Genomic DNA, 21115 nt, shown 5'->3' on the forward strand with positions numbered 1-21115 from the left:
TTTGCTTAACAAAAAGGAAGCTTAGTACGTCTCTCGCAATTATAATATATGTTATTCATTTTTTCCAAAAAGGAACTATATCATCTAACGTATGAATCACTTAAGTAATGGCATTAATCCGCTAGACCCTATTGTAATATGTTCGCCGTCTGTTTCCATTTCTACCGTACGTCTATTTGTTCCATACATCATTATACCACGCCGTTTTAATCGTCTCACTACACTTTGATGCGGATGCCCATACGGATTTTTGCTACCATAAGAAAGAATCGCGAACTGTGGTTCTACCTTCTTTATAAACCTTTCACTTGTTGAAGTATATGAGCCATGATGTCCCACCTTTAGCACATCTGCATGTACATCAAATTGCTTTAATATTTCAGTTTCCGTCCGCACATCAGCATCACCCATTAGTAAAAAATCTGCCTTACCATACCGAACCTTTAATACAATTGAAGATTCATTATTTTCATCTTTGGACTTCCCATTGTTTAATACTTGTATGGAAACATGCGGATCTAGCGGTATGTATTGGCCCTCTTTTACTGAAATGAAAGGGATTCCCCTTTTCTTTATATGATTTCGATACGTATGATAAGTAAGAGAACTATATGTTTTTCCACTATCTAATATAAGTGATACCGGCATTTGCTCTACAATCGGAATGAGCCCTCCAATATGATCCATATCAGGATGAGTACTGACGATAGCATCTAAATGGTTAATTCCTTTTTCAATTAGCTTTTGGATGATAACCTCACCAGCTTCATAAGGTCCTCCATCAATTAACATCGTTTGTCCATTTGGCAATATAATAAGTGTTGCATCACCTTGCCCAACTTTTAAGAAACTCACTTTCATTTTACCAAAATGTTGCCGCTGCATATGTAAAGGAGACGCGGTATGAATAGACATCATATACCTTTTTGCCGATGCACTATTTAAAGAAAAGCATAACAAAACAGAAACTAATAATAAAATACTTCGTATACCTCTCATAACTCGTCTCCTTTTTTCAATTAGTATGGCACGGTATATAATTGATATACAAAAAAAGCTTAGCAAAATGCTAAGCTTTTATTTCGATATCTCTTGTAAAGAACCAAAGAATAAATCCGCTTCATTCATTTGTTCGTTTTCTTCAGAAAGCGGAGGTAAATCATCTAATGTTTTTAATCCAAATGTGTCTAAAAATTCTTTCGTCGTTCCATATAAAATCGGACGCCCAGGTCCTTCTGCTCTTCCCATTTCTTTTATAAGTAAGTGTGATACTAACGTTTGTAACGCCTTATCAGTTTTTACTCCTCTAATCTCTTCCATTTCTGTTCTTGTAATGGGTTGACGATATGCAACAATTGCTAACGTTTCTAGCGCAGCCTGAGAGAGTGAAGCAGCTGTTGGGATATCTATTAGTTTTTGATAGTACGACGCATGTTCTTTCTTTGTAGCAAAACGATATACTTTTGCATACTGTACAATTTGCAAACCTCGGTGTGCACCTTCACATTCTTTTTGCATTTCTTCTAAAATATCGATTACTTCGTTTCCTTCAATTTCAAGGACTTTTGCTATTTGTTCAGGAGAAATCCCTTCATCACCAGAAACAAATAAAAGCCCTTCAATGATTGATTTCTGTTCTGTTCTATCCATCTTACGAGCTCCTTCCTCCTATTTTCTCCATAAAAATACACATCAAAAAACCGAATCACAATCAATGCGTTCGGTTCAATATTTTTTCTCTTGTTCCAAACGATACATTCAAACCTAGCATGAGATATACTATTTCTATCCCATTTTCCATACTAACTCTATGCAGATTTAGTATAGCTTGATACGAAAATTTCATCAAAATTATGTTCTTGTTCAATTACGATTTGTTGATTTTTCATAAGCTCAAGAACCGCTAAAAATGTTACAACCATTATTTCCCGTTCATCATCAACAAACAAATCATAAAAACTTTGACGACCACCTTGTATTTCTAACAGCTTTAAAATATCCGTCATACGCTGTTCAATTGGTATTTCTTGACGAGTAATACGTGTTGTCACAGGTTTCTTTGCTTTTTTACGGCGCATTAATTTTTGAAATGCCGCTAGCATATCATATAACGTAACATCAAGAGGCAAGCTTGTCTCCTCTTCTTGTTGCAACGATGTAAAATCAATTGGCGGACGTGTATATAGCTGTGCTCTTTCTTGTTCTCTTTCTTTTAGTTCAGTAGCAACTTGCTTATATTTCTTATATTCAATTAACCTCTCCATCAATTCTTGACGAGGATCATCTATAAAGTCATCACCGTTATCAAGTACATCTTCTTCATGTTTCGGCAACAACATTTTACTTTTAATTTGTAATAACGTTGCAGCCATTACTAAATACTCACTTGCAACATCTAATTGTAGTTCTTTCATCGTATGAACATAAGATAAATATTGCTCTGTAATTTCCGCTACAGGAATATTATATATATCAATTTCATAACGATGTATTAAATGTAACAATAAATCTAAAGGCCCTTCAAAAGCCTCTACTTTAAAATTATACTGCACAAAGCATCCCACCACATTTTTTCTATAACAACATAAGTATAGAGCATACTCATGTTCTATCCAACCTTTTTAAGAAATTTAATTAAAAATAGACCTATGCCTATAGCATCATGCCCACCACTTCATATGATAACAGTGTAGTAAGAACAATGTAGGAGGTCAAAAAACTATGGGTCACGTTGATTGTGGTTTTAGCGGTGGGTTCGCATTACTTGTTGTATTGTTTATTTTACTCATTATTGTAGGGGCAGCTTGCTTCTGCTAATATGAACAATAACGACTAGGGAGAAATTCCCTAGTCGTTTATTGTTCATATTTCTATGATAAACTTATACTTATAACCGTTAGATAGGGGCGAAGAAAATGTATCCTACGGAATACATACAGTTTTTAATTCATTTTCACGGAGATTATGATTATTTTGAATGCCACGAAATACTGGAAGAATATTGGAAAACAAAACCGAGAGGAAATCGGGATCATTATTTAGTCGGCCTCATTCAAATTGCAGTTTCTTTATACCATCACAGACGCTCTAACTGGAATGGCGCAGAGAAGATGATGAAAAGCGCCATAACGATTTTAGAAAAAAACAGTGCACATTTACTTCGTTTAGGAATAAATGAGGCACAACTTCTGTTCTTACTCAAAGATAAATTGCAATCTATCCAGAAAAAAGAAAGTTTTACACCGTTATTTTTACCATTGTCGGATACAACATTAGAAAAGTACTGCATAGAATTATGTCAGAAACAAAACCTTCCTTGGAAAGACGTGAATGCTACTTCTAATGAATTTATAATACATAAGCACACATTACGTGATCGAACAGAAGTCATCGCTGAACGAAACGAACAATTACAAAAAAGAAAGCAGAGATAATAAACTACTTATCTCTGCTTTCACGAATGTATATTTTGTTCAAGCCCTTTACACTTTTTGCAAAAACTTGCTGTTTGCTCATTTCCGCAAATTGTAAATTCAAGAAATTTACTCTTTAACTCTTGAACCATCTTCGTCCCAATACCCATATGACGGTGAGATGGATTCACACTCAAATGCTGAATTTCCAAAACTTGATTCTCTTTTTTTACAATCCCCATTATCCCAACAAAATCTTCGTTTTGTTTCCACAAATACAATTGCCAATCATCCTTTGCTTCATAATCTTTCATAGTCAATTGTAATGTTTTCACATCTTTTTCAGTTGGCATAAATGAAAGAAGCCCCATTGCAATCTTTTCATAACTTTTTTTAAAACGAATTAACATAACCCTTATCCCTTCTTACAAAAGTTACAAACTATTAAATCCCCTCAATCACTCTTTTCATATCACATTCATTTTACAATATTTTCAACAGAGTGAGAAGAGCTTAAAACAACTTGATAATCATACAAAGCGAAAAGAAGAAAGTCAAATATACATTTCATTACTATTTTTGTTAAGTAGATAAAAGAAGAAACACTGTTATATGAAAGTGAAAAGAAACATCCACCGCTCATTATCACTTCACTATTCATCACCTTAGAGCAGATGAATTCTAGCAAAATGAATGTAATAAACAACTTTTATTGAAATCTGTAATCTAATGTATTCTATGTAATTTGTTAATATTTTGTTCTCATAAGCGACTTATTTTCACTACAATCACATTACTACTTGTATCATGTACCGTAAACGAAATACCCATTCCTATTAAAAAAAGAGAGCAATAGCTCTCTTTTCTCATTCACTTATTCTTCCCAAACTTTAACTTCTTTCATTACATCACCTTGACGCATGTTTAATACTGTTTCAATACCGCTTGTTACTTTACCGAATACAGTATGTACACCATCTAAGTGTGGCTGTGGCTCATGAACGATAAAGAATTGGCTACCGCCTGTGTTACGGCCAGCATGAGCCATAGAAAGTGATCCTACAAGGTGTCTATGAGGATTTCCATCAGTTTCACATGGGATAGAGTAACCTGGGCCACCCGCACCTGTTCCTGTTGGGTCTCCACCTTGGCTTACGAAGCCAGGAATAACGCGGTGGAATGTCACACCATCATAAAATCCTTGCTCTGCTAGTTTTTTAAAGTTTTCTACTGTTTTTGGTGCCTCTTCTGGGAAAAATTCCAAATCGATTTTTTCACCATTTTCCATTACTATGTATCCTAAAGTTTTCATACGTATATGTCTCCTTTCAACTATCTCAGCACTATATTACCACATTCATGACTAGAAACAAAAAGAATCCGACAATCTACATACTTCTTTTTTGAAATGTGGAAAAAGCTAGGTGACAAATAAGAAATATATACTATAATAACTGTGTTGCCCGAAAATTTTAGAAAGAGAAAGGGAGCGATTTTTCGTGAAAACGAAATTACTAGCTCTGCTATTAGCTGTAGCAGTATTTATTATGCCAACAGCTTCGTTTGCAGACATCATCGAAGGAGAATCAATTGTTACACTAGGAGAAAACTTGTCTGAACAACAAAAACAAGATCTGTTAAAAGAAATGAAAGCACCAAAAGATGCTACAATTATTACTGTGTCTAATGCGGAAGAACATAAATTTCTAGAAGGGATTGTTCCAAAAGCGCAAATTGGTACGAGAGCAATTTCCTCTTCTATGATCACATACACAAAGCCAGGTTCTGGTCTCATTGTACGTTCAAAAAACATTAATTCAATAACAGATGCAATGTACACAAACGCACTTATTACAGCAGGTGTGAAAGATGCAGAAATTCAAATTACTGCACCATTTAAAGTTTCTGGAACTGCTGCTTTAACTGGTTTAATGAAAGCCTATGAGACAACATCAAACAAAGCAATTCCTGAGGAAGTAAAAAAAGTAGCCAATGAAGAAATGGTGCAAACATCCCAGCTTGGCGATAAAATTGGTGAAGAAAAAGCAGTTCAACTTGTTGCGAAAATTAAAGAAGAAATTGCGAAAGAGCAGCCAAAAACGACTGAAGATTTACGTTCATTAATTAAAAAAATTGCGGATCAACTTGGTATTACATTAACGGATGAACAGTTAGATAACTTAGTTGCTCTATTTGATAAAATGAAAAATCTTAACATTGATTGGAATCAAGTTGGCAGTCAGTTAAATAAAGCAAAAGAACACGTTTCTGCCTTTTTAGGATCTGAAGAAGGGCAAAGTTTCCTAGATAAAGTGAAAGATTTCTTCTCAAGTATCATTGATTTTGTTAAATCGTTATTCAAGTAAAAAGAAGCTCGCTAGTAGCGAGCTTCTTTTTTATACAAGTAACGGCAATTTCATAATAGCTTCTTCAACCGAACGAACAATATGATTCGCTTTCTCCTTCACATATGGATGAGCATGGTGCAGAGTAAATGAATGCGGGGTTACTTCAAACATAGAAATATCATTGAAAGAATCTCCAATGCATGCAACTTCATTTGCTTCAATTTGCAAATGTTCCATTAGTCGTCTTAAAGCACTCCCTTTACTTACTCCCCTTGGCATAATGTCAACATAGCGTTTACCAGACATAAAAACTTCCGCTTCATTCTGAAATGTATCTCGTAATTCTTGATCTAATGCTTCAATTGTCTCTTCTTCCCCAAAAACAAACAATTTCGCAGGATGTACAGTTTTACCAAATTCCTCTTCTAACGCTTCAATTTCAGCGATATGCACGCCCATATACGCTTCAAAATTATGGTGATGTTCATTCTTCCTTTTTGTATATCGCTGCTCATTTGCACAAACAATATCCGCTAGTCCTTTTTTATGTATATATCGATATATTTCCTGGGCAACCGTATTTTCAAAACTCGATTCATAAAACAAATTCCCATCCGGAAGTAACATTGTCGCTCCATTTAAGCCAGTTGTGTAATATGGGAATTCAAACCTATTTACGACTTCATCAATTCGATGAGTAAAGCGGCCTGAGGCAAAACAAATATTTGTCCCTTTTTCAGCTAACCAACAAATTGCACGTTCATCTTCTTTTTGCATATGATTTACATTGTAAACGAGCGTGTCGTCTAAATCACTTACAAATAATTTAATCATGTCCTCTTCCCCTTCCATACACAATATCTACTCTAAGTGTACACAAAAAATGTTTGATTTTTGTTAAAAAACAATAAATTTTTGCTAAAAAAATAAACGGGTGTATAATCCCGTTTATTTTTGTCTTTTTACATTTTGAGGTCTTACAATACTTGGTCGTACTTTTAAACTAGACATCGTCGGACGGAGTAGAATTTTTGTTAATGCGCCCCAATCAAATGGTAAAAACGGCCATAAATAAGGGGTTTGCAAACTTTTTATAGACGTTAAAAATAAAATCAATATCGTCATACCAATTACAAAGCCCATCTCATGGAAGAGACCCGTTAAAATAATAACAAATAATTTTCCAACCTTATTCCCTAGCCCTAATTCATAGCTCGGTGTTGCATAAGCACCGATCATAGAAACTGCTACATACAAAATAACTTCTGGTACAAACAAACCTACATCGATTGCTATTTGACCAATTAATATGGCAGAAATTAATCCTGCTGCTGACGATAACGGCGTTGGAGTATGAATGGCTGCCATCCTTAAAAATTCAAGTCCTACTTCTGCCATTATCACCTGTAATAAAATTGGTAAATGTGTCATCTTAGTCGGTCCAATAAAAGCAAGATTTTCTGGTAAAAGAGTTGGATCAAATACAAACACTAACCAAAACGGTAGTAAAAACAAGGAGAATAAAACACCTAAAAAGCGTACCCAACGTAAAAATGTTCCGACAGCTGGATTTTGTCTAAACTCTTCTGCATGCTGTAAATGATGAAAATATGTTGTTGGCGTAATCATAGCACTCGGTGATGTATCAACTAGTACTAGAACATGTCCTTCTAATAAATGATTTGCTGCTACATCCGGTCTTTCTGTATATCGAATAAGCGGGAATGGATTATAGCTTTGCTTTACAACAAATTCTTCCACTGTTTTATCCGCCATCGTAATGCCATCGACATCGATGTTATTTAATTCTTGTTTTATAATCTTTACTAAATCTGGATTTGCAACATCTTGTACATATGTAATACAAATATCCGTTTGCGATCGATCCCCTACTCGAATAATTTCATTTCGAAGACGTGGATCTCGAATTCTTCTACGAATTAACGCTGTATTTACAACGATATTTTCAACAAATCCATCCCTCGCACCGCGTACTACTTTTTCAGTATCTGGCTCTGTCGGTGTTCGTCCTGGATAGCTACGAACATCTATCACGAACGCTTCTGTTTCGCCTTCCACAAATATAACAATAAGCCCTGATAACGCTTGAAGCATTACTTCATCCATCGTTTTCACTTTACTTACTTGCTGATGAATTAAACGATTCTCTAAAAGCTTTACAGTATCTTCTTCAACATCCCTTATTTCATTCGTATCCACAGCTTCTTCTAAAATAGGAATAATATAATTTGTATCACAAAGTCCATTTACGAATAACACTGCAATTTCTTTATTCAAAATTTGAAATTTACGAATACCAACATCAAATGTGACGCCTAATCCAGCCGTTTGTTTTAAATAATTTTCATTGTCACTTATGAAAGTTGAAATCGGAATATCTATTTTTTTAGGCTTCGTCATAAAATCCACTCCTTTCCAAAATTAACTGAATTGCTTTTTTCGTAATTGGTGAGCCTCTCTCCCATTCATCGTTTCCACACATCTTACCAATATCACCAACACCAACAATGACGGGAACATTCAAATCATCTAAACAATAAATTGTATCTCCGCTAATTCTGCCAATTTCACCATCTGGAAGTCCAAATTTATCAACACCATATTCCGTTAAATTCCCGTTCCGATCTACACTTACATCTACACGTGCCCATTCCCAATGGTGTGTATTAGACGCTACTGCCAAAATCCCAAGTACATCAATTTGTTTATGCGTGGCTACATATTTTAAAGCTTTTTCACCAGATCCTTCTCCAATAAATCCACTGTCATCAAACATGACAAATACAGGGTCATATGGCGTTTGCATAATAAGCTCAACAACTTTCTTCCCTGTCAATTTGGTTGGATTACTTTGTGATGCTGAAATACACCTTCCCCCAAATTCCTTCGTTAAAAGCTCAATTGTTCGCTTTGCATATTCATCTCCATCTGTGACCAAAACAACCCTTCGTCTCATTTGATTTATCCTTTCGGTTTACATATAAGTGCTACAAAAAATGAAAATAATATTGCTGCTGAAATACCTGCAGACGTTAAACTAAACATACCCATACCAATCCCTATATATCCGTGTTTCTCTGCAGCATGCATTGCCCCGTGTAATAGGGAATGTCCAAAACTTGTAATAGGAACTGTCGCCCCAGCACCAGCAAACTTTATAAGCTTATCGTACAATCCGAATCCATCTAAAACTGCTCCTATCACTACAAAGGTAGCCATTAAATGGGCTGGTGTTAACTTTGCGAAATCTAACAATACTTGCCCAACTACACAAATAGCGCCTCCTACAAGAAATGCATATATATAATCCACAATTCACTCTCCCTTCACTCTCTCAAATACGACACCATGTGCAATTGTTGGAATTGTTTCTTTTTGCTGCATCATCATCGGGCTTAATAACGCACCAGTAGCAACGACAAAAATTCGTTGTAAATTCCCTTTTTGCATCTCGCTTAATAAATGACCATATGTGACAACAGCTGAACAAGCACAACCACTACCACCAGCAAATACTTCTTCTTGACCGGGATCATAAATCATTAATCCGCAATCGTTATATATATGCCCAATATCATAACCTTCTTCCAGTAACAGTTGTTTCGCAATTGGTGTCCCAATAGCTGATAAATCACCGGTAACAATCAAATCGTAATCGGCTGCACTTCTCTTCAAATCCTCAAAATGTTGCTGAATTGTATGAGCTGCAGCAGGTGCCATCGCCGATCCCATATCTAAAGGGTTCGCAATTCCTAAATCTTGCACTTTTCCAATCGTAGCCGCCTTGATTTTAATGGCACTTTTTTCTTTACTAATTAATATGGATCCCGCACCTGTAACAGTGGAATTTGCTGTTCCTGGTTTTTGTCCCCCATACTCTGTTGGATAACGAAACTGTCTTTCAGCTGTTGCATTATGACTACTTACCGTCGCTAAAACACGATTTGCGAATCCGCCATCTATAAAGGCTGATCCGACCGCTAAAGTCTCCATCGAGGTCGCACAAGCACTAAACATGCCTAAAAAGGGAATTCCCCACTTACGCGCAACGTAATTTGCTGTTACTGTTTGATTTAATAAGTCACCCGCTAAAAAGAAATCAATTTGTGATGTTTCTACATTTGCTTTTTGCATGACTTGTTGAATAGAATCTGACATTAATCTTCGTTCCGCAAGCTCCCAGTTTTCCTCTCCGCAATGTAAATCATCATATGAAATATCAAATTCCTTTCCAAGAGGGCCTTCAGCTTCTTTTGGACCGACGGCAGTACCGGTTGCATTCACATAAATATCATTTTGAAATACCCACGTTTGTTTTCCTGTCAACCTCATACTAGCCCCTCCTTTAAGACATAAAAATTTTAAAAGTATATCTTATTAACCCAATAATGTACGCACCGACAACACCAAAAACGATTACACTTCCCGCTAGCTTAAACATGTTTGTAGCAACCCCAAGTACAATTCCTTCACTCTTATGCTCTAGCGCAGCACTTGCCATAGAATTCGCAAATCCCGTAACAGGTACGGCCGAACCTGCTCCAGCAAATTGACCGATTTTATCATATACACCACAACCTGTTAAAATCGCCGATAATAGTACAAGAGTTGCGACTGTTGGATTCCCTGCCTCTTGTTCACTAAAATGAAAATAATGTATATAAAATTTCATCAATACTTCTCCGATTGTACAAATGAATCCACCTACAAAAAATGCCTTAACACAATTTATAAAATAATTTGGCTTCGGATGGTATTCCTTCACTTTATTTACGTAATCGTTCTTTAGTTTTCGCCCTGTCATTTATATATTGCCTCCTACTTTACGAAATAAATCCAGTGAAACAACGAGCCTATTACTTTTCCAAGTACAAGAGCAACGAGTAAAACAACAATCTTCCCCTCTATCCCTACTCGTTTCGCTAAAATAGGTAGAACATTTAACACTTCCGTTAATGCGGCAGCGAGCATTCCAATGAATGTACCACAAAATATTCCTAATATAACAAGCCAATATTGCGATGTTTGAAATGTAATGTTTTTCAAACTACACCAAGCTCCTGTTAATGTACCTGCAATAACTGCCCACTCAAAATATTGAATGTGCTTTCCACTTCTCGTTAATTGAGCTAGACGAGGGATTATACCAAGTACAGCTAAAAACGCAACATATCCGCTACCTACAGCAATTCCTCCTGCTAAAGCAATTAAAATAACGAATCCAGACTCAATCATCGGTAAGTTGTTTCATATTATCCTTGTTTTCATGAACAATTACATATTGGTCAAGTGATTGCTGGTATTGGAACATCTCCACTTCTAACGGACTCGGCTCTTCATTAATACGCTTTTGAAATACATGATTAAAAAATAAAACCATGCCTAGCCCAAGACCTAATGAATAAGGAATTTGAAATAAAAGTGGTTGCGCCTTAAATTCTCCCGTAATCATGTAATATAACCGTTGGTGCACTTGTTGCATGCTTACATCTTCATGAAAATATATGATGGCAAGAGCTGCTCCAATGAAAAGTAACAACCATACAAGTCCGAAAAAAATCGGATGTACTTTCTTTTTTTCATATATAATTTCAACAAGAGTTTGTCCAGAACCGAGTAAATTAATTTGTATATGAGCGGTTTTTCGCCTAATAATCTCAATTATTTTCATAACATCAATTACAACATGCGTTTTATCACGCGCTGTAATTTTATAAATTACCTCATCCTGTAACGACTGAACTACTGCAGCATCTCCGGCAAGTTGAGCAACATCTCCCAGCTTTACTTCATACGTAGGAGAAACTTTTAATCGATTACGCATTTTAATATAAATTGTTTGTTCCAATTTCCATTCACCTCTTCACTCTTCCTCGTAGTTGTAGTATGGTTATTCAATTTTTTTCTAATACAATTTTTTCATAAAAAAACATCTGTACCATTTCGGTACAGATGTTTTTTAGTTTATGCTTTTTTCTTAAATAAATTTGCAATGCTTAATGCGAGCCCTCCCCAAATGACTACTATTCCAATAACCATCATCATAATCGCTGATCCACTCATTATGAAACACCTCGATCTTTCCATTCTTTTTCAAGCTTAGCAGAATCTGAATGTATTTGTGCATTCCATTTCTTTAAACTAATGATTAGCGCAATGATAAGGAACGCTGCTGCAATTGACCAACCATATGTTACGACAAACTCCGTTGGGTAACCTCCATAGTTCTTTTTAATATTTTGGATTGTACCATCAATTAACATGTACCCTAACATAAGCGGAGTAATAACGAGTAAACTCACTCTCCAAAACGTCCCTAACTTAATATCAGATACGAAGTTTGCGTGATTTTGATAAACTGGTAAACGACGTAAAATGAGTCCTATCGTAACTACTTCCGCTAGAGCAATTGTAATTAATCCGAAGTTATTAGCGAAGTAATCCACAACATCTAGGAACATAAGCCCGCCACGTGTCGCAAAAACGAGAGAAACGAGTACGAGAAGCGTCCCCATAATTCCAATTGTTTTTTGGCGACTTAAGCTGAACTTTTCAGATACAGCAGCAAAACATACTTCCGCAAGCGAGATGAGGGATGTAATTCCGGCAACCGTTAATGATAAGAAAAATAATACGCCAAATAAAGGTGACATCGGTAATTCATTAATAATTTGCGGGAATACTACGAACGCAAGCCCTACACCAGCACTTGCCACTTTATCAACTGGTACTCCCATATTATTTGCCATAAATCCAAGAGCCGCAAAGACCCCAATCCCTGCTAATAATTCAAATCCTGAGTTTGCAAATCCAGTAATAAAGGCATTATTTGTTGTATCTGAGTTTTTCGGTAAATAACTAGAATACGTAATCATAATTCCAAATGCTAAAGATAAGCTAAAGAAGATTTGACCGTAAGCAGCAAGCCATACTTTTCCGTCAAAAATACGACTCCAATCTGGTTTAAAGAATGCATCTAATCCTTGCATTGCACCTTCCATCGTCACTGCACGAACTACGATAATAAGGAACATAACAACTAGTAAAGGGATGAAAATACGGTTCACAACTTCGATTCCTTTTTTAACTCCTTTAAAAGCAACACCAAGCACAATAATCCAAACGAGAGCTAGTGGAATTAATACTTCCGGTACGAGCCCTCCAAACTGTCCCGGTTTATCTGCAACATGTAAATACTCTTTAAATAAAAATGATTCCGTATCTTTCCCCCATGCGCCAGTAATTGCAAAATACGTATATGAAATAGACCAAGCAATAATTACTGCATAATATGTTGAAACGATAAATGTTACACACATTTGCCACCAACCGATAAATTCAGCACGCGGATGAATACGGAAGAACGTAAGTGGTGCTGAACCACGGTGACGGTGCCCAAGAGCAAATTCAAACGCCAATAATGAAATACCAGTCGTTAATAATGCGAATAAGTACGGTAAAAAGAATGCGCCTCCCCCATTTTCATACGCCGTATAAGGAAAACGCCATATGTTTCCTAATCCAACGGCAGAGCCGACCGCTGCAAAAATGAATCCAGCCCTCGTTCCCCATTGTTGCCTCGTTTCCATATTTCCTTCCCCCTTTGTGACAAGTTCATAATTGGATTATATTTTAAATTTACTAAATTATCAATAAATTCTGTTAATTTTTAAGAAAGTTTACAATCTCCTCCTATTAAAGTCATAAAAAAAGATCGAATAGATAACTATTCATCTATTCGATCTTTCATCTGTTTTAATATTTTCTTTTCAAGTCTTGAAACTTGCACTTGCGAAATACCTATTCGCTCTGCTACTTCTGATTGAGTTTGGTCTTTATAATAGCGTAAATATACAATTAAACGCTCTCTCTCATCTAATTCTCTAATTGCTTCTTTTAAAGCAATTTTATCAAACCATTTCGTTTCAGATTGATCTGCAATTTGATCTAAAATAGTAATTGGATCTCCGTCGTTTTCATACACCGTTTCATGTATGGATGAAGGGGCACGACTTGCTTCTTGCGCCAGAACCACTTCCTCTGGCGTTAGTTCTAACGCTTCAGCTACTTCATTAATCGTTGGAGCCCTTCCGAATTCTTTCGAAAGCTCATCTCTCATCTTTCGAATTTTGTTTCCTGTTTCTTTTAAAGACCTACTTACTTTCACTGATCCATCATCACGTAAAAATCGTTGTATTTCGCCAATAATCATGGGAACTGCATATGTTGAAAATTTCACGTCGAAAGATAAATCAAATTTATCTACCGATTTTAAGAGTCCAATACATCCAATTTGAAACAAATCGTCTGGTTCGTATCCGCGATTAAGAAAACGTTGCACAACCGACCATACGAGACGCATATTACTTTGAACAATTGTATCTCTTGCTTGTTGATCTCCATCTTGACTTTTTTGAATTAACGCTTTTAGCTCGTGGTCCTTTAACTGAGGTTTCTTCTTCTCATTTTTGACCTCTATGTCCATAGGCTATTCTCCTTAATTGCATAGAGCGTTACTATTTGATAAGTATTTTGTCAAATGGATTGTTGTCCCGAAAGATTCGTTTGAAATAACTTCTACTTCATCCATAAAATTTTCCATGATAGTAAATCCCATTCCGGAACGCTCTAATTCAGGTTTAGTTGTAAAAAGGGGTTGTCTCGCTTCATCTAAATTAAAGATGCCAATCCCTTCATCTCGAATCGTGAGTTTCACCATTGCTTCTTCCAAAATTACAGAAATATAAACAACACCTTCTGCATTTCCTTCGTACCCATGAATAATTGCATTCGTAACCGCTTCTGACACAACTGTTTTAATCTCTGTAAGTTCTTCCATCGTAGGATCTAGTTGTGCAATGAAAGCAGCTACTGTAACGCGAGCGAACGATTCATTTTGACTTAACGCTGAAAATTGAAGGTTCATTTCATTTCTCATTTATGCCACCCCCAACGTCGCGAGCGCATGCGCTTCACTTTCTTCTAAGCGAACAATTTTAAATAAGCCCGACATTTCAAATAAACGTTTAACAGGCGGTGAAATTGCACAAACAACCATTTCTCCACCTAATCCCTTTACATGCTTATATCGGCCTAATATAACACCTAAACCAGAACTATCCATAAACGATAAGTTCTCTAGGCTCAAAACAATATGATGAACACCATGTGTCTCAATCATATCTGTTACTTTCGTTCGCAACTCTTCAGCAGTATGATGATCTAATTCACCCGCTAGCCTCACACATAGGACGTCACGTTTTACTTCTAATTGCATGGAAAGACTCACACGATTTCCTCCTTATGCTCAAACTTTACTCATTTACATACATAAAGATTTTCGTGATACAACATAAGAATCCTTCCTACTGACAAAAGAAGAACTATTTCGCCATAAAGTGAAACCATTCAGCAATTATTTACTTACATACGAATAGAAAAGCGGCAAAATATTTGCCGCTATTTTGATGTTGAAAACATCCCAAAACTTCTTTTAAATAACTCCCACCAGCTCGCTGCAGCAACATCTTCTTTTGCTACAATTGTTTGTTTTAATAAAACATCTTGATCTTTTTTTATAACAAGTGTACCAAGCGCATCGCCCTTTTTAATCGGCGCTTTCACTTTCTTTTCAGCAATTACTTCTTGCTTTACCTTGTCCATATTTTCGCCCTTCTTCATAAGAAGAGATACATTATCTGACGCAACTAAATCTACTTTTTCTTTTTTCCCTTTTCCTACTTGGACAGTCTTAATTTTTTCGCCTCGTGTATACAATTTCTTTGTCATATATTGACCAAATGCGTAGTCAAGAAGCTTCGTTACTTGATTGTTCCGTTCTTTCGATGTAGGTGCTCCCATAACAACTGAAATAACACGCATCCCATTCTTTTCAGCCGATGCTGTTAAACAATATTTTGCTTCTGTCGTAAAGCCCGTTTTTACACCATCTACTCCAGGATAAAAACGCACTAACTTATTCGTATTAACGAGCCAAAACTTCTTATCCGTATCTTCACGTAAATAGTCTTCGTATTTTCCTGTGTATTTGCGAATAAGTGGGTACTTCATCAATTCTTTCGCCATTATAGCCATATCATTTGCTGTGGAATAATGATCTTTAGCCGGAAGACCTGTCGGATTTTGAAAATGAGTATTTTTCAGTCCTAAATCTTTCGCTTTTTTGTTCATCATATTTACAAAACCTTCTTCTGAACCAGCGATATGCTCTGCTACTGCAACAGACGCATCATTTCCAGATGCAATTGCAATACCCTTTAGCATTTCATTTACGGTCATCTCTTCTCCAGGCTCTAAAAAGATTTGTGATCCACCCATTGAAGCTGCATGCTCACTTGCTCTCACTTTATCGGTCAGTTTTAGTTTTCCTTTTTCAACTTGTTCCATAATTAATAGCATTGTCATAATCTTCGTCATACTAGCAGGCGGTAATTTCTCATTTGGATTTTTATCAAACAAAACTTTACCTGTATCTTGTTCAATTACGATTGCTGACGACGCTTGTTCTGCTAACTTCGGCGTTGTTTCTTCTGTTTTATCCTGCTTCGTCTTCTCAGATTGTGCGAAACTAACTGAAGTACCAGAAAGCAATAACATGAAACAAACAAGTATTCCAAAAACTCGCTTCATGACTAACCCTCCATTCTATATCAAACCTATTTTTTCCAATTCACTGTTTTTTAATACCATATTTTTCTAACATTTTCAGTTGACAAACAAATTCATCACCTTTATTGTATTAAGTGTATTACTCGCAATAGTACACTTAATACAAGTTAGAAAGGAGACATTGCTCTTGCATATTCAACTTGATCCAAGAAGCAACACTCCGATATGGGAACAAATTGTTCAAAATATAAAAGAACTCGTATTAAAGAACATGTTAGCTCCAAGTGACAAACTACCTTCTGTACGAGAACTCGCTTCTTTACTCGTTATAAATCCAAATACAGTGAGTAAAGCGTATCAAGAGTTAGAGCGACAAGGGATTATTGAAACATTACGAGGAAAAGGAACATTTGTATCCCAATCGATTACCCCAACATTAGACGAAAGGAAAATCGCTATGGTTGAAAAGCAATTTCATCAATTACTATTAGAAGCCTCTTATCTTGGTGTTACGAAAGATAAAATTCATGATTGGATAGATTCATACTATAAAGAGATTGGAGGAAATGCGGATGCTGAAAGTGACAAGCTTGAAGAAAACAATTGATAATCAAACGATTTTAGATGATGTTTCTTTCACATTGCAAAGAGGGAGTATCATCGGATTACTCGGAAGAAACGGTGCGGGGAAAACAACTTTATTACGAACGATGGTCGGCATTTTAGACCCTGATGAAGGGACTGTTACATATGAAGATACAAACGTTCATCAGTGTCCTGAAATAAAGCAAAAAATCGTATATGTTCCGGATTCTACTAACATATTGAACGGATATACGGTAAAAGAAATTGTAAAGTTTTACAAAGAGGTTTATACCGCATTTGATGAAGCATATTTCTATGAACTGTTAGAACGTTTTAACTTACCAAACAAAAGAATTCGTAGTTACTCAAAAGGAATGAAAGCACTGCTCGCCATCATTTTAGCTGTTTCTACAAAAGCAGAATATATCATTTTAGATGAACCGACAAATGGACTTGATCCTATCGTGAAAAGGCAAATTTTACAGTTTCTCGTTGGAGAAGTTGCAGAAAAAGAGATTACCATTTTCATCTCCACTCACCATTTAGATGAAGTGGAACAAATTGCAGATACAATCATTATATTAAAAGGCCATACTATTTCGTCTATTACATCACTAGACGATGCCAAATCACGATTTGCTAAAATCCAAGTAGCTTATGAACGTTCACTACCTCAAAAACTAGAAAACTTAAGCAATATTAAAATATTAAATCAAACAGGAAAAGTATATACAATCTTAATCGAGGGAAATGTAGCTACAACACTGGAAAAGTTTTATAAAGAACAACCACTGCTCATTGAAGAATTAACAATGTCGCTTGAAGATGTCTTCGTTACGACACTGGAGGAGGATGGGTATGTTTCATAAGGCGTTATGGATGTGGAATTGGAAGCGCGGGAAATATGCTGTGTTACTATTCTTCTTTAGTTCGCTTTATCTTTTATCTTTAGGATACTATAGAAGTGCTCAGATGGAACTCGATAAATATTACGAATTACAAGAAAAAGGTAAACAGTATTATTATTTTTATATCTTTTCTTCAGGAGAAGGTAATAGTTTTTGGTTAACTGTTCTTATCATTGCTTTAGCCTGCTTATTGATAGGATGGGAACGTAGCAACCAATCTAATACACTACTTATGACGATGCCGTTTAAAAGAAAAGATGTTTTCTTATCTAAATGGGCTTTTGGTTCATTTTGTATTTTAGTCTCGTTACTTATCAATTGGATCCTTATGTATGTTATTTATAGAACAACGATTCATTTTGATTATCAATCTTTTAGTCCATTTCATCGATACTTTCTTTATGCGATTGTTTCTTATGTAGCAGTATACACAGCTGCATTATGCATCGGTACTTTTACTGGAAGTGTTGTTTCACAGCTTGTTTTTTGTATTCCGTGGCTACTAATGGGACTTACATTTATTCCGCTAATATACACTTTTACGCTAAACCATTTAGAGGCTACCAATACTAAAAGTAATAAATTAGATCAACACCTTTATGAATTCAACCAAAAAACAAATATAGTTGCACCAATATATCGTTTTTCTATTGATTATAATTATAATCCAGAATACCGAAAGCAGGACAACGATTCAACTACTTTAAGAGATCCAGCATCTCATCACTATTATTCAGCTAAATCGATGTTAGTCCCTATTTTTTATACAATAGTTTACCTACTACTTGGAACATATTTATATACACGATCGCCAAATGAAAACAGTCAAAAGATATTTATTTTCCAAAAGCATTTACGAATATGTATATGGGGGACAACCATTTACTTTGCATTACTAGGTGGCTATAAAATCAATCAATTTTTTTTCTTACCTAACTACTATATCAGTTTGTTTCTCGCTGGAATCATTACTTATATTGCATTATCACGCTTAACAAATTATAAAGTTTTTTAAAGGAGAGATCCTATGTTTCAAAAAGCACTGTGGCTAAGAACGTATCAACAAAGTAAATATGTTATATGGTTATTTTGGCTCGTCAGCTTCTGTACTTTATCATATAAATACTATATGACTTCTATTCAACAGCAATATTTTCTAAATATGAACAAAAAATGGAAAGCTATATATCATTACAATTTTGATTTAACACTTCTAGATTCTATCATGCTGTTAGGTAGTTTGCTAATCGTTCTAGCTTGTACGTTAATTGGATGGGAAAGACAAAATAACGCTAGCGACTTGTTATGGTCTATGCCCTTTAAACGTTCGCACCTTTATATAACAAAGTGGTTGTTTGGAATCTGTAATATCGCCGCTGTTGTCGTTCTAAACTGGGGACTATTTGCTATTATGAAAAAGTTGACTTTTCATAATAAATATCAAGTATTCTCCCCCTTTCATCGTTACTTTATATACATGTTAATTGTATTAATTGCTATTTATACACTTGCCTTATGTATAGGAACAATCGCTGGAAATGTGATATCGCAAGGATTTCTTACTGCAGCTATATTAATCTTCCCAGCGTTACTTCCATCTCTAATATCAGGAGTCATTGCTGTTCACTCGAGTGCCGACTTTCATGAGAACAATGGTATTATACATAATGTTATGGAAAACATACGTATTTCTAGTCCAGCAGAAGATTTTAATATTTACTTTAATTATGATCCACAAAGCGCTTATACTGATCAAAATGGAGTACGTCATAACGAACCAAACTTTACAAAAATCCCCCCGGCAAAAACATTGCTTGGCCCTATCGTACATACCATTATTTTATTACCACTCGGTATATATTTATATGCCCGTTCAATCAATGAGCGAAATGGTAACTACTTATTATATCCAAAACTACAAAAAGTAGTTTTGGCTTGTGCGATTTTCTTTGGGGGGATCGTTGGAGGTTTAATACTAAGTCGAGCGCACTCATTGTCCAGCTTTTACATCGGATTTTTAGTGACTAGTTTCATTACATATTTCTTCCTACCTAAAATATTAAAATGGAAAATCTCTTGGAATTTTAAATAAAATAACCTCCTCTTATTGAGGAGGTTATTTCACATTCTCTCTTCTTTTCCCATACCCTTTTTCTTGTTTCGTTCCAAACCCGTCACCATTTGCGACAATTTGATCTGTTGGAGCAACTATACTTTCAGCAATTCTCCATTCTCCACCTTGTTGAATAAACACTTGCATAAAATAATTCATTCCATTTAATTGATACGGATTTTCTTTTTTTACTTCATAACGCGCTGCAACATAATACACTTGCACATTCTCAGCCTCAAACTTAGAAATATATTGTGATAATCTCGGGATGTACTGTGATGCTTTTTGAAGTGGAAGTTGTTTTACTTTTACAAGAGAAGACTTCGTTACATTGCTTATCGTATCTTCATGCCGAATGTTATCACTGTGATGAAATAAAATAGCATTCTGCATAGAGCGAATCCATAGTTTTGAATATAAAACAGGTTGCTTATTTGAAATATGTTGTAATTCTTTTTGAACGACTTGAAGAGGTGTTGCGGCATCCGCGAATTGATGAAAGCAGAAAAAACTTCCAATCATAATGAAAAGCGTACAAATACGTTTCATTATTTTTCACTCCGATTCTTTTTAATTAAAGTATTGGAGTTTCAAAATGTTTTTATTCAAAAGAAAAAGGATAGGAAAGCTGTCGCTCCCTATCCTCATTTATTATAATACGCGGCCAAATAGCTCTAACACCATTTCTATTTCTTGGTCGCTCCAACCTTTAAATCTCTCTTTATAATATTCTTTTCGTACAGCTTCTAGTTTTTCAGTTACTTCTCTTCCGTGTTCTGTAATTTCTAAGTACACGATACGACGATCTGAATTAGAACGTTTTCTTTCTACTAATCCTTTTCGTACAAGACGATCTGTAACAGCTGTAATATGACTGGAGGTTACGTTTACTTCACTCGCAATTTGCGAAGCCATCTGTGGACTGTTTAAAAATAACGCGCGTAATACAGAAAATTCATTATATGGCATATGTTCTGCAAAACGTGTATTAATATCATTTTGTAATAAACGTATCATCTTTCGAAATGATCCGGATAACTCTAAAATCAGTGTTTCTCTTTTTTCGTTCACTAGCCTCGTCCCTTTTTTATCATATTT

General features: G+C 35.5%; 29 protein-coding genes. 7 read left to right on the forward strand and 22 right to left on the reverse strand.

The annotated features are described in order from the left end of the window. Positions 1–96: 96 nt before the first annotated feature. From ACTFR9_RS12685 to scpA, 3 genes are all read right to left on the reverse strand, one after another. Entirely contained in the window at positions 97–999 is a 903-nt protein-coding gene (locus ACTFR9_RS12685) for a ComEC/Rec2 family competence protein (protein WP_001214090.1), read from the reverse strand. A 78-nt stretch (positions 1000–1077) separates the two neighbouring features. Further along, positions 1078–1650 carry a segregation/condensation protein ScpB gene (gene scpB, locus ACTFR9_RS12690; protein WP_000376222.1) on the reverse strand — a complete coding sequence of 191 codons (573 nt, stop codon included), beginning with the start codon at positions 1648–1650 and terminating at the stop codon, positions 1078–1080. Positions 1651–1808: 158 nt separating this feature from the next. Continuing rightward, the gene (gene scpA / locus ACTFR9_RS12695) at positions 1809–2552 is read right to left on the reverse strand and encodes a segregation/condensation protein A (RefSeq protein ID WP_001199760.1); all 744 of its coding nucleotides are present in this window, start codon (positions 2550–2552) and stop codon (positions 1809–1811) included. 169 nt (positions 2553–2721) lie between these two features. Between scpA and ACTFR9_RS12700 the strand changes: the two genes are divergently transcribed. Further along, positions 2722–2817: a YjcZ family sporulation protein gene (locus ACTFR9_RS12700; RefSeq protein WP_000510194.1), complete on the forward strand. Its 96-nt coding sequence runs from the start codon at positions 2722–2724 to the stop codon at positions 2815–2817. Between the two features lie 98 nt (positions 2818–2915). After that, a complete protein-coding gene (locus ACTFR9_RS12705; RefSeq protein WP_000283586.1) occupies positions 2916–3434 on the forward strand; it encodes a DUF309 domain-containing protein in 519 nt (172 codons plus the stop codon). A gap of 20 nt (positions 3435–3454) precedes the next feature. Here ACTFR9_RS12705 and ribT read toward each other — a convergent pair whose 3' ends face one another. From ribT to ACTFR9_RS12720, 3 genes are all read right to left on the reverse strand, one after another. Beyond that, positions 3455–3823, reverse strand: coding sequence for a GNAT family N-acetyltransferase RibT (gene ribT, locus ACTFR9_RS12710; RefSeq protein WP_000908397.1), 369 nt, complete (start codon positions 3821–3823; stop codon positions 3455–3457). A gap of 68 nt (positions 3824–3891) precedes the next feature. Then, complete coding sequence (locus ACTFR9_RS12715; protein WP_002028396.1) at positions 3892–4074, reverse strand: hypothetical protein; 183 nt, start codon at positions 4072–4074, stop codon at positions 3892–3894. 213 nt (positions 4075–4287) lie between these two features. Next, positions 4288–4725: a peptidylprolyl isomerase gene (locus ACTFR9_RS12720; protein ID WP_000853792.1), complete on the reverse strand. Its 438-nt coding sequence runs from the start codon at positions 4723–4725 to the stop codon at positions 4288–4290. Between the two features lie 187 nt (positions 4726–4912). On the opposite strand from ACTFR9_RS12720, the gene ACTFR9_RS12725 reads away from it, so the two are divergent. Beyond that, on the forward strand, positions 4913–5779 hold the full coding sequence (locus ACTFR9_RS12725; RefSeq protein WP_000850502.1) for a DUF1002 domain-containing protein: 867 nt from the start codon (positions 4913–4915) through the stop codon (positions 5777–5779). A 30-nt stretch (positions 5780–5809) separates the two neighbouring features. Here ACTFR9_RS12725 and ACTFR9_RS12730 read toward each other — a convergent pair whose 3' ends face one another. From ACTFR9_RS12730 to dacF, 14 genes are all read right to left on the reverse strand, one after another. Continuing rightward, positions 5810–6613, reverse strand: a complete 804-nt coding sequence (locus tag ACTFR9_RS12730) for a Cof-type HAD-IIB family hydrolase (RefSeq protein ID WP_002022291.1) — start codon at positions 6611–6613, stop codon at positions 5810–5812. 96 nt (positions 6614–6709) lie between these two features. Continuing rightward, on the reverse strand, positions 6710–8182 hold the full coding sequence (gene spoVAF, locus ACTFR9_RS12735) for a spore germination protein SpoVAF (RefSeq protein ID WP_000165582.1): 1473 nt from the start codon (positions 8180–8182) through the stop codon (positions 6710–6712). Then, positions 8169–8738 carry a stage V sporulation protein AE gene (locus tag ACTFR9_RS12740; protein WP_001254415.1) on the reverse strand — a complete coding sequence of 190 codons (570 nt, stop codon included), beginning with the start codon at positions 8736–8738 and terminating at the stop codon, positions 8169–8171. The genes spoVAF and ACTFR9_RS12740 overlap by 14 nt, the downstream gene beginning before the upstream one ends. 5 nt (positions 8739–8743) lie before the next feature. Beyond that, complete coding sequence (gene spoVAE, locus ACTFR9_RS12745) at positions 8744–9094, reverse strand: stage V sporulation protein AE (RefSeq protein ID WP_000384637.1); 351 nt, start codon at positions 9092–9094, stop codon at positions 8744–8746. 3 nt (positions 9095–9097) lie between these two features. Continuing rightward, positions 9098–10114, reverse strand: a complete 1017-nt coding sequence (spoVAD, locus tag ACTFR9_RS12750; protein ID WP_001241148.1) for a stage V sporulation protein AD — start codon at positions 10112–10114, stop codon at positions 9098–9100. A gap of 13 nt (positions 10115–10127) precedes the next feature. Next, entirely contained in the window at positions 10128–10586 is a 459-nt protein-coding gene (spoVAC, locus tag ACTFR9_RS12755) for a stage V sporulation protein AC (RefSeq protein WP_103141805.1), read from the reverse strand. 14 nt (positions 10587–10600) lie between these two features. Continuing rightward, positions 10601–11017, reverse strand: a complete 417-nt coding sequence (gene spoVAB, locus ACTFR9_RS12760) for a stage V sporulation protein SpoVAB (protein ID WP_098876783.1) — start codon at positions 11015–11017, stop codon at positions 10601–10603. After that, on the reverse strand, positions 11010–11630 hold the full coding sequence (spoVAA, locus tag ACTFR9_RS12765; protein WP_000438355.1) for a stage V sporulation protein SpoVAA: 621 nt from the start codon (positions 11628–11630) through the stop codon (positions 11010–11012). Before spoVAA ends, spoVAB begins: the two co-directional genes overlap by 8 nt. A gap of 116 nt (positions 11631–11746) precedes the next feature. Then, complete coding sequence (locus ACTFR9_RS12770; protein WP_000016826.1) at positions 11747–11845, reverse strand: methionine/alanine import family NSS transporter small subunit; 99 nt, start codon at positions 11843–11845, stop codon at positions 11747–11749. Continuing rightward, positions 11845–13371 (reverse strand): sodium-dependent transporter, encoded by a 1527-nt coding sequence (locus tag ACTFR9_RS12775; RefSeq protein WP_000450064.1) that lies wholly within the window; start codon positions 13369–13371, stop codon positions 11845–11847. The genes ACTFR9_RS12770 and ACTFR9_RS12775 overlap by 1 nt, the downstream gene beginning before the upstream one ends. Before the next feature lie 137 nt (positions 13372–13508). Further along, positions 13509–14267 carry an RNA polymerase sporulation sigma factor SigF gene (sigF, locus tag ACTFR9_RS12780; RefSeq protein ID WP_000350729.1) on the reverse strand — a complete coding sequence of 253 codons (759 nt, stop codon included), beginning with the start codon at positions 14265–14267 and terminating at the stop codon, positions 13509–13511. A gap of 12 nt (positions 14268–14279) precedes the next feature. After that, on the reverse strand, positions 14280–14720 hold the full coding sequence (spoIIAB, locus tag ACTFR9_RS12785; RefSeq protein ID WP_001243400.1) for an anti-sigma F factor: 441 nt from the start codon (positions 14718–14720) through the stop codon (positions 14280–14282). Next, on the reverse strand, positions 14721–15071 hold the full coding sequence (gene spoIIAA, locus ACTFR9_RS12790) for an anti-sigma F factor antagonist (protein WP_000059133.1): 351 nt from the start codon (positions 15069–15071) through the stop codon (positions 14721–14723). 170 nt (positions 15072–15241) lie between these two features. Then, positions 15242–16432, reverse strand: a complete 1191-nt coding sequence (gene dacF, locus ACTFR9_RS12795) for a serine-type D-Ala-D-Ala carboxypeptidase DacF (protein WP_000831986.1) — start codon at positions 16430–16432, stop codon at positions 15242–15244. A 166-nt stretch (positions 16433–16598) separates the two neighbouring features. On the opposite strand from dacF, the gene ACTFR9_RS12800 reads away from it, so the two are divergent. The 4 genes from ACTFR9_RS12800 to ACTFR9_RS12815 are packed head-to-tail and all read left to right on the forward strand — an operon-like array spanning position 16599 to position 19996. After that, positions 16599–17018, forward strand: coding sequence for a GntR family transcriptional regulator (locus tag ACTFR9_RS12800; protein WP_000548033.1), 420 nt, complete (start codon positions 16599–16601; stop codon positions 17016–17018). Then, entirely contained in the window at positions 16984–17865 is an 882-nt protein-coding gene (locus tag ACTFR9_RS12805; RefSeq protein WP_000922153.1) for an ABC transporter ATP-binding protein, read from the forward strand. The genes ACTFR9_RS12800 and ACTFR9_RS12805 overlap by 35 nt, the downstream gene beginning before the upstream one ends. Next, positions 17855–18919 carry an ABC transporter permease gene (locus tag ACTFR9_RS12810; protein ID WP_000468549.1) on the forward strand — a complete coding sequence of 355 codons (1065 nt, stop codon included), beginning with the start codon at positions 17855–17857 and terminating at the stop codon, positions 18917–18919. The genes ACTFR9_RS12805 and ACTFR9_RS12810 overlap by 11 nt, the downstream gene beginning before the upstream one ends. A 12-nt stretch (positions 18920–18931) precedes the next feature. Then, the gene (locus ACTFR9_RS12815) at positions 18932–19996 is read left to right on the forward strand and encodes an ABC transporter permease subunit (protein WP_103141803.1); all 1065 of its coding nucleotides are present in this window, start codon (positions 18932–18934) and stop codon (positions 19994–19996) included. Positions 19997–20020: 24 nt separating this feature from the next. Here the strand turns inward: ACTFR9_RS12815 and ACTFR9_RS12820 are convergent, their stop codons facing one another. Then, positions 20021–20566 (reverse strand): hypothetical protein, encoded by a 546-nt coding sequence (locus ACTFR9_RS12820; protein ID WP_000820920.1) that lies wholly within the window; start codon positions 20564–20566, stop codon positions 20021–20023. 102 nt (positions 20567–20668) lie between these two features. Continuing rightward, positions 20669–21088 carry a MarR family winged helix-turn-helix transcriptional regulator gene (locus ACTFR9_RS12825; protein WP_001003315.1) on the reverse strand — a complete coding sequence of 140 codons (420 nt, stop codon included), beginning with the start codon at positions 21086–21088 and terminating at the stop codon, positions 20669–20671. Between the last annotated feature and the right edge of the window lie 27 nt (positions 21089–21115).

The sequence above is a fragment of the Bacillus cereus group sp. MYBK222-1 genome (genome assembly GCF_051916425.1).
GTDB classification, from domain to species: domain Bacteria; phylum Bacillota; class Bacilli; order Bacillales; family Bacillaceae_G; genus Bacillus_A; species Bacillus_A paranthracis.

Excerpts from the sequence above, each read along its gene's own strand:
- ACTFR9_RS12730 (WP_002022291.1), bottom strand. The coding sequence starts at position 6,613 with ATGGAAGGGGAAGAGGACATGATTAAATTATTTGTAAGTGATTTAGAC.
- spoVAB (WP_098876783.1), bottom strand. The coding sequence starts at position 11,017 with ATGATTGAGTCTGGATTCGTTATTTTAATTGCTTTAGCAGGAGGAATT.
- ACTFR9_RS12770 (WP_000016826.1), bottom strand. The coding sequence starts at position 11,845 with ATGAGTGGATCAGCGATTATGATGATGGTTATTGGAATAGTAGTCATT.
- ACTFR9_RS12715 (WP_002028396.1), bottom strand. The coding sequence starts at position 4,074 with ATGAATAGTGAAGTGATAATGAGCGGTGGATGTTTCTTTTCACTTTCA.
- ACTFR9_RS12815 (WP_103141803.1), top strand. The coding sequence starts at position 18,932 with ATGTTTCAAAAAGCACTGTGGCTAAGAACGTATCAACAAAGTAAATAT.
- ACTFR9_RS12700 (WP_000510194.1), top strand. The coding sequence starts at position 2,722 with ATGGGTCACGTTGATTGTGGTTTTAGCGGTGGGTTCGCATTACTTGTT.
- dacF (WP_000831986.1), bottom strand. The coding sequence starts at position 16,432 with ATGAAGCGAGTTTTTGGAATACTTGTTTGTTTCATGTTATTGCTTTCT.
- sigF (WP_000350729.1), bottom strand. The coding sequence starts at position 14,267 with ATGGACATAGAGGTCAAAAATGAGAAGAAGAAACCTCAGTTAAAGGAC.
- ACTFR9_RS12775 (WP_000450064.1), bottom strand. The coding sequence starts at position 13,371 with ATGGAAACGAGGCAACAATGGGGAACGAGGGCTGGATTCATTTTTGCA.
- ACTFR9_RS12685 (WP_001214090.1), bottom strand. The coding sequence starts at position 999 with ATGAGAGGTATACGAAGTATTTTATTATTAGTTTCTGTTTTGTTATGC.
- ACTFR9_RS12720 (WP_000853792.1), bottom strand. The coding sequence starts at position 4,725 with ATGAAAACTTTAGGATACATAGTAATGGAAAATGGTGAAAAAATCGAT.
- ACTFR9_RS12820 (WP_000820920.1), bottom strand. The coding sequence starts at position 20,566 with ATGAAACGTATTTGTACGCTTTTCATTATGATTGGAAGTTTTTTCTGC.
- ACTFR9_RS12810 (WP_000468549.1), top strand. The coding sequence starts at position 17,855 with ATGTTTCATAAGGCGTTATGGATGTGGAATTGGAAGCGCGGGAAATAT.
- ACTFR9_RS12705 (WP_000283586.1), top strand. The coding sequence starts at position 2,916 with ATGTATCCTACGGAATACATACAGTTTTTAATTCATTTTCACGGAGAT.
- spoVAD (WP_001241148.1), bottom strand. The coding sequence starts at position 10,114 with ATGAGGTTGACAGGAAAACAAACGTGGGTATTTCAAAATGATATTTAT.
- ribT (WP_000908397.1), bottom strand. The coding sequence starts at position 3,823 with ATGTTAATTCGTTTTAAAAAAAGTTATGAAAAGATTGCAATGGGGCTT.
- ACTFR9_RS12740 (WP_001254415.1), bottom strand. The coding sequence starts at position 8,738 with ATGAGACGAAGGGTTGTTTTGGTCACAGATGGAGATGAATATGCAAAG.
- ACTFR9_RS12805 (WP_000922153.1), top strand. The coding sequence starts at position 16,984 with ATGCTGAAAGTGACAAGCTTGAAGAAAACAATTGATAATCAAACGATT.
- spoVAC (WP_103141805.1), bottom strand. The coding sequence starts at position 10,586 with ATGACAGGGCGAAAACTAAAGAACGATTACGTAAATAAAGTGAAGGAA.
- spoIIAB (WP_001243400.1), bottom strand. The coding sequence starts at position 14,720 with ATGAGAAATGAAATGAACCTTCAATTTTCAGCGTTAAGTCAAAATGAA.
- scpB (WP_000376222.1), bottom strand. The coding sequence starts at position 1,650 with ATGGATAGAACAGAACAGAAATCAATCATTGAAGGGCTTTTATTTGTT.
- spoVAF (WP_000165582.1), bottom strand. The coding sequence starts at position 8,182 with ATGACGAAGCCTAAAAAAATAGATATTCCGATTTCAACTTTCATAAGT.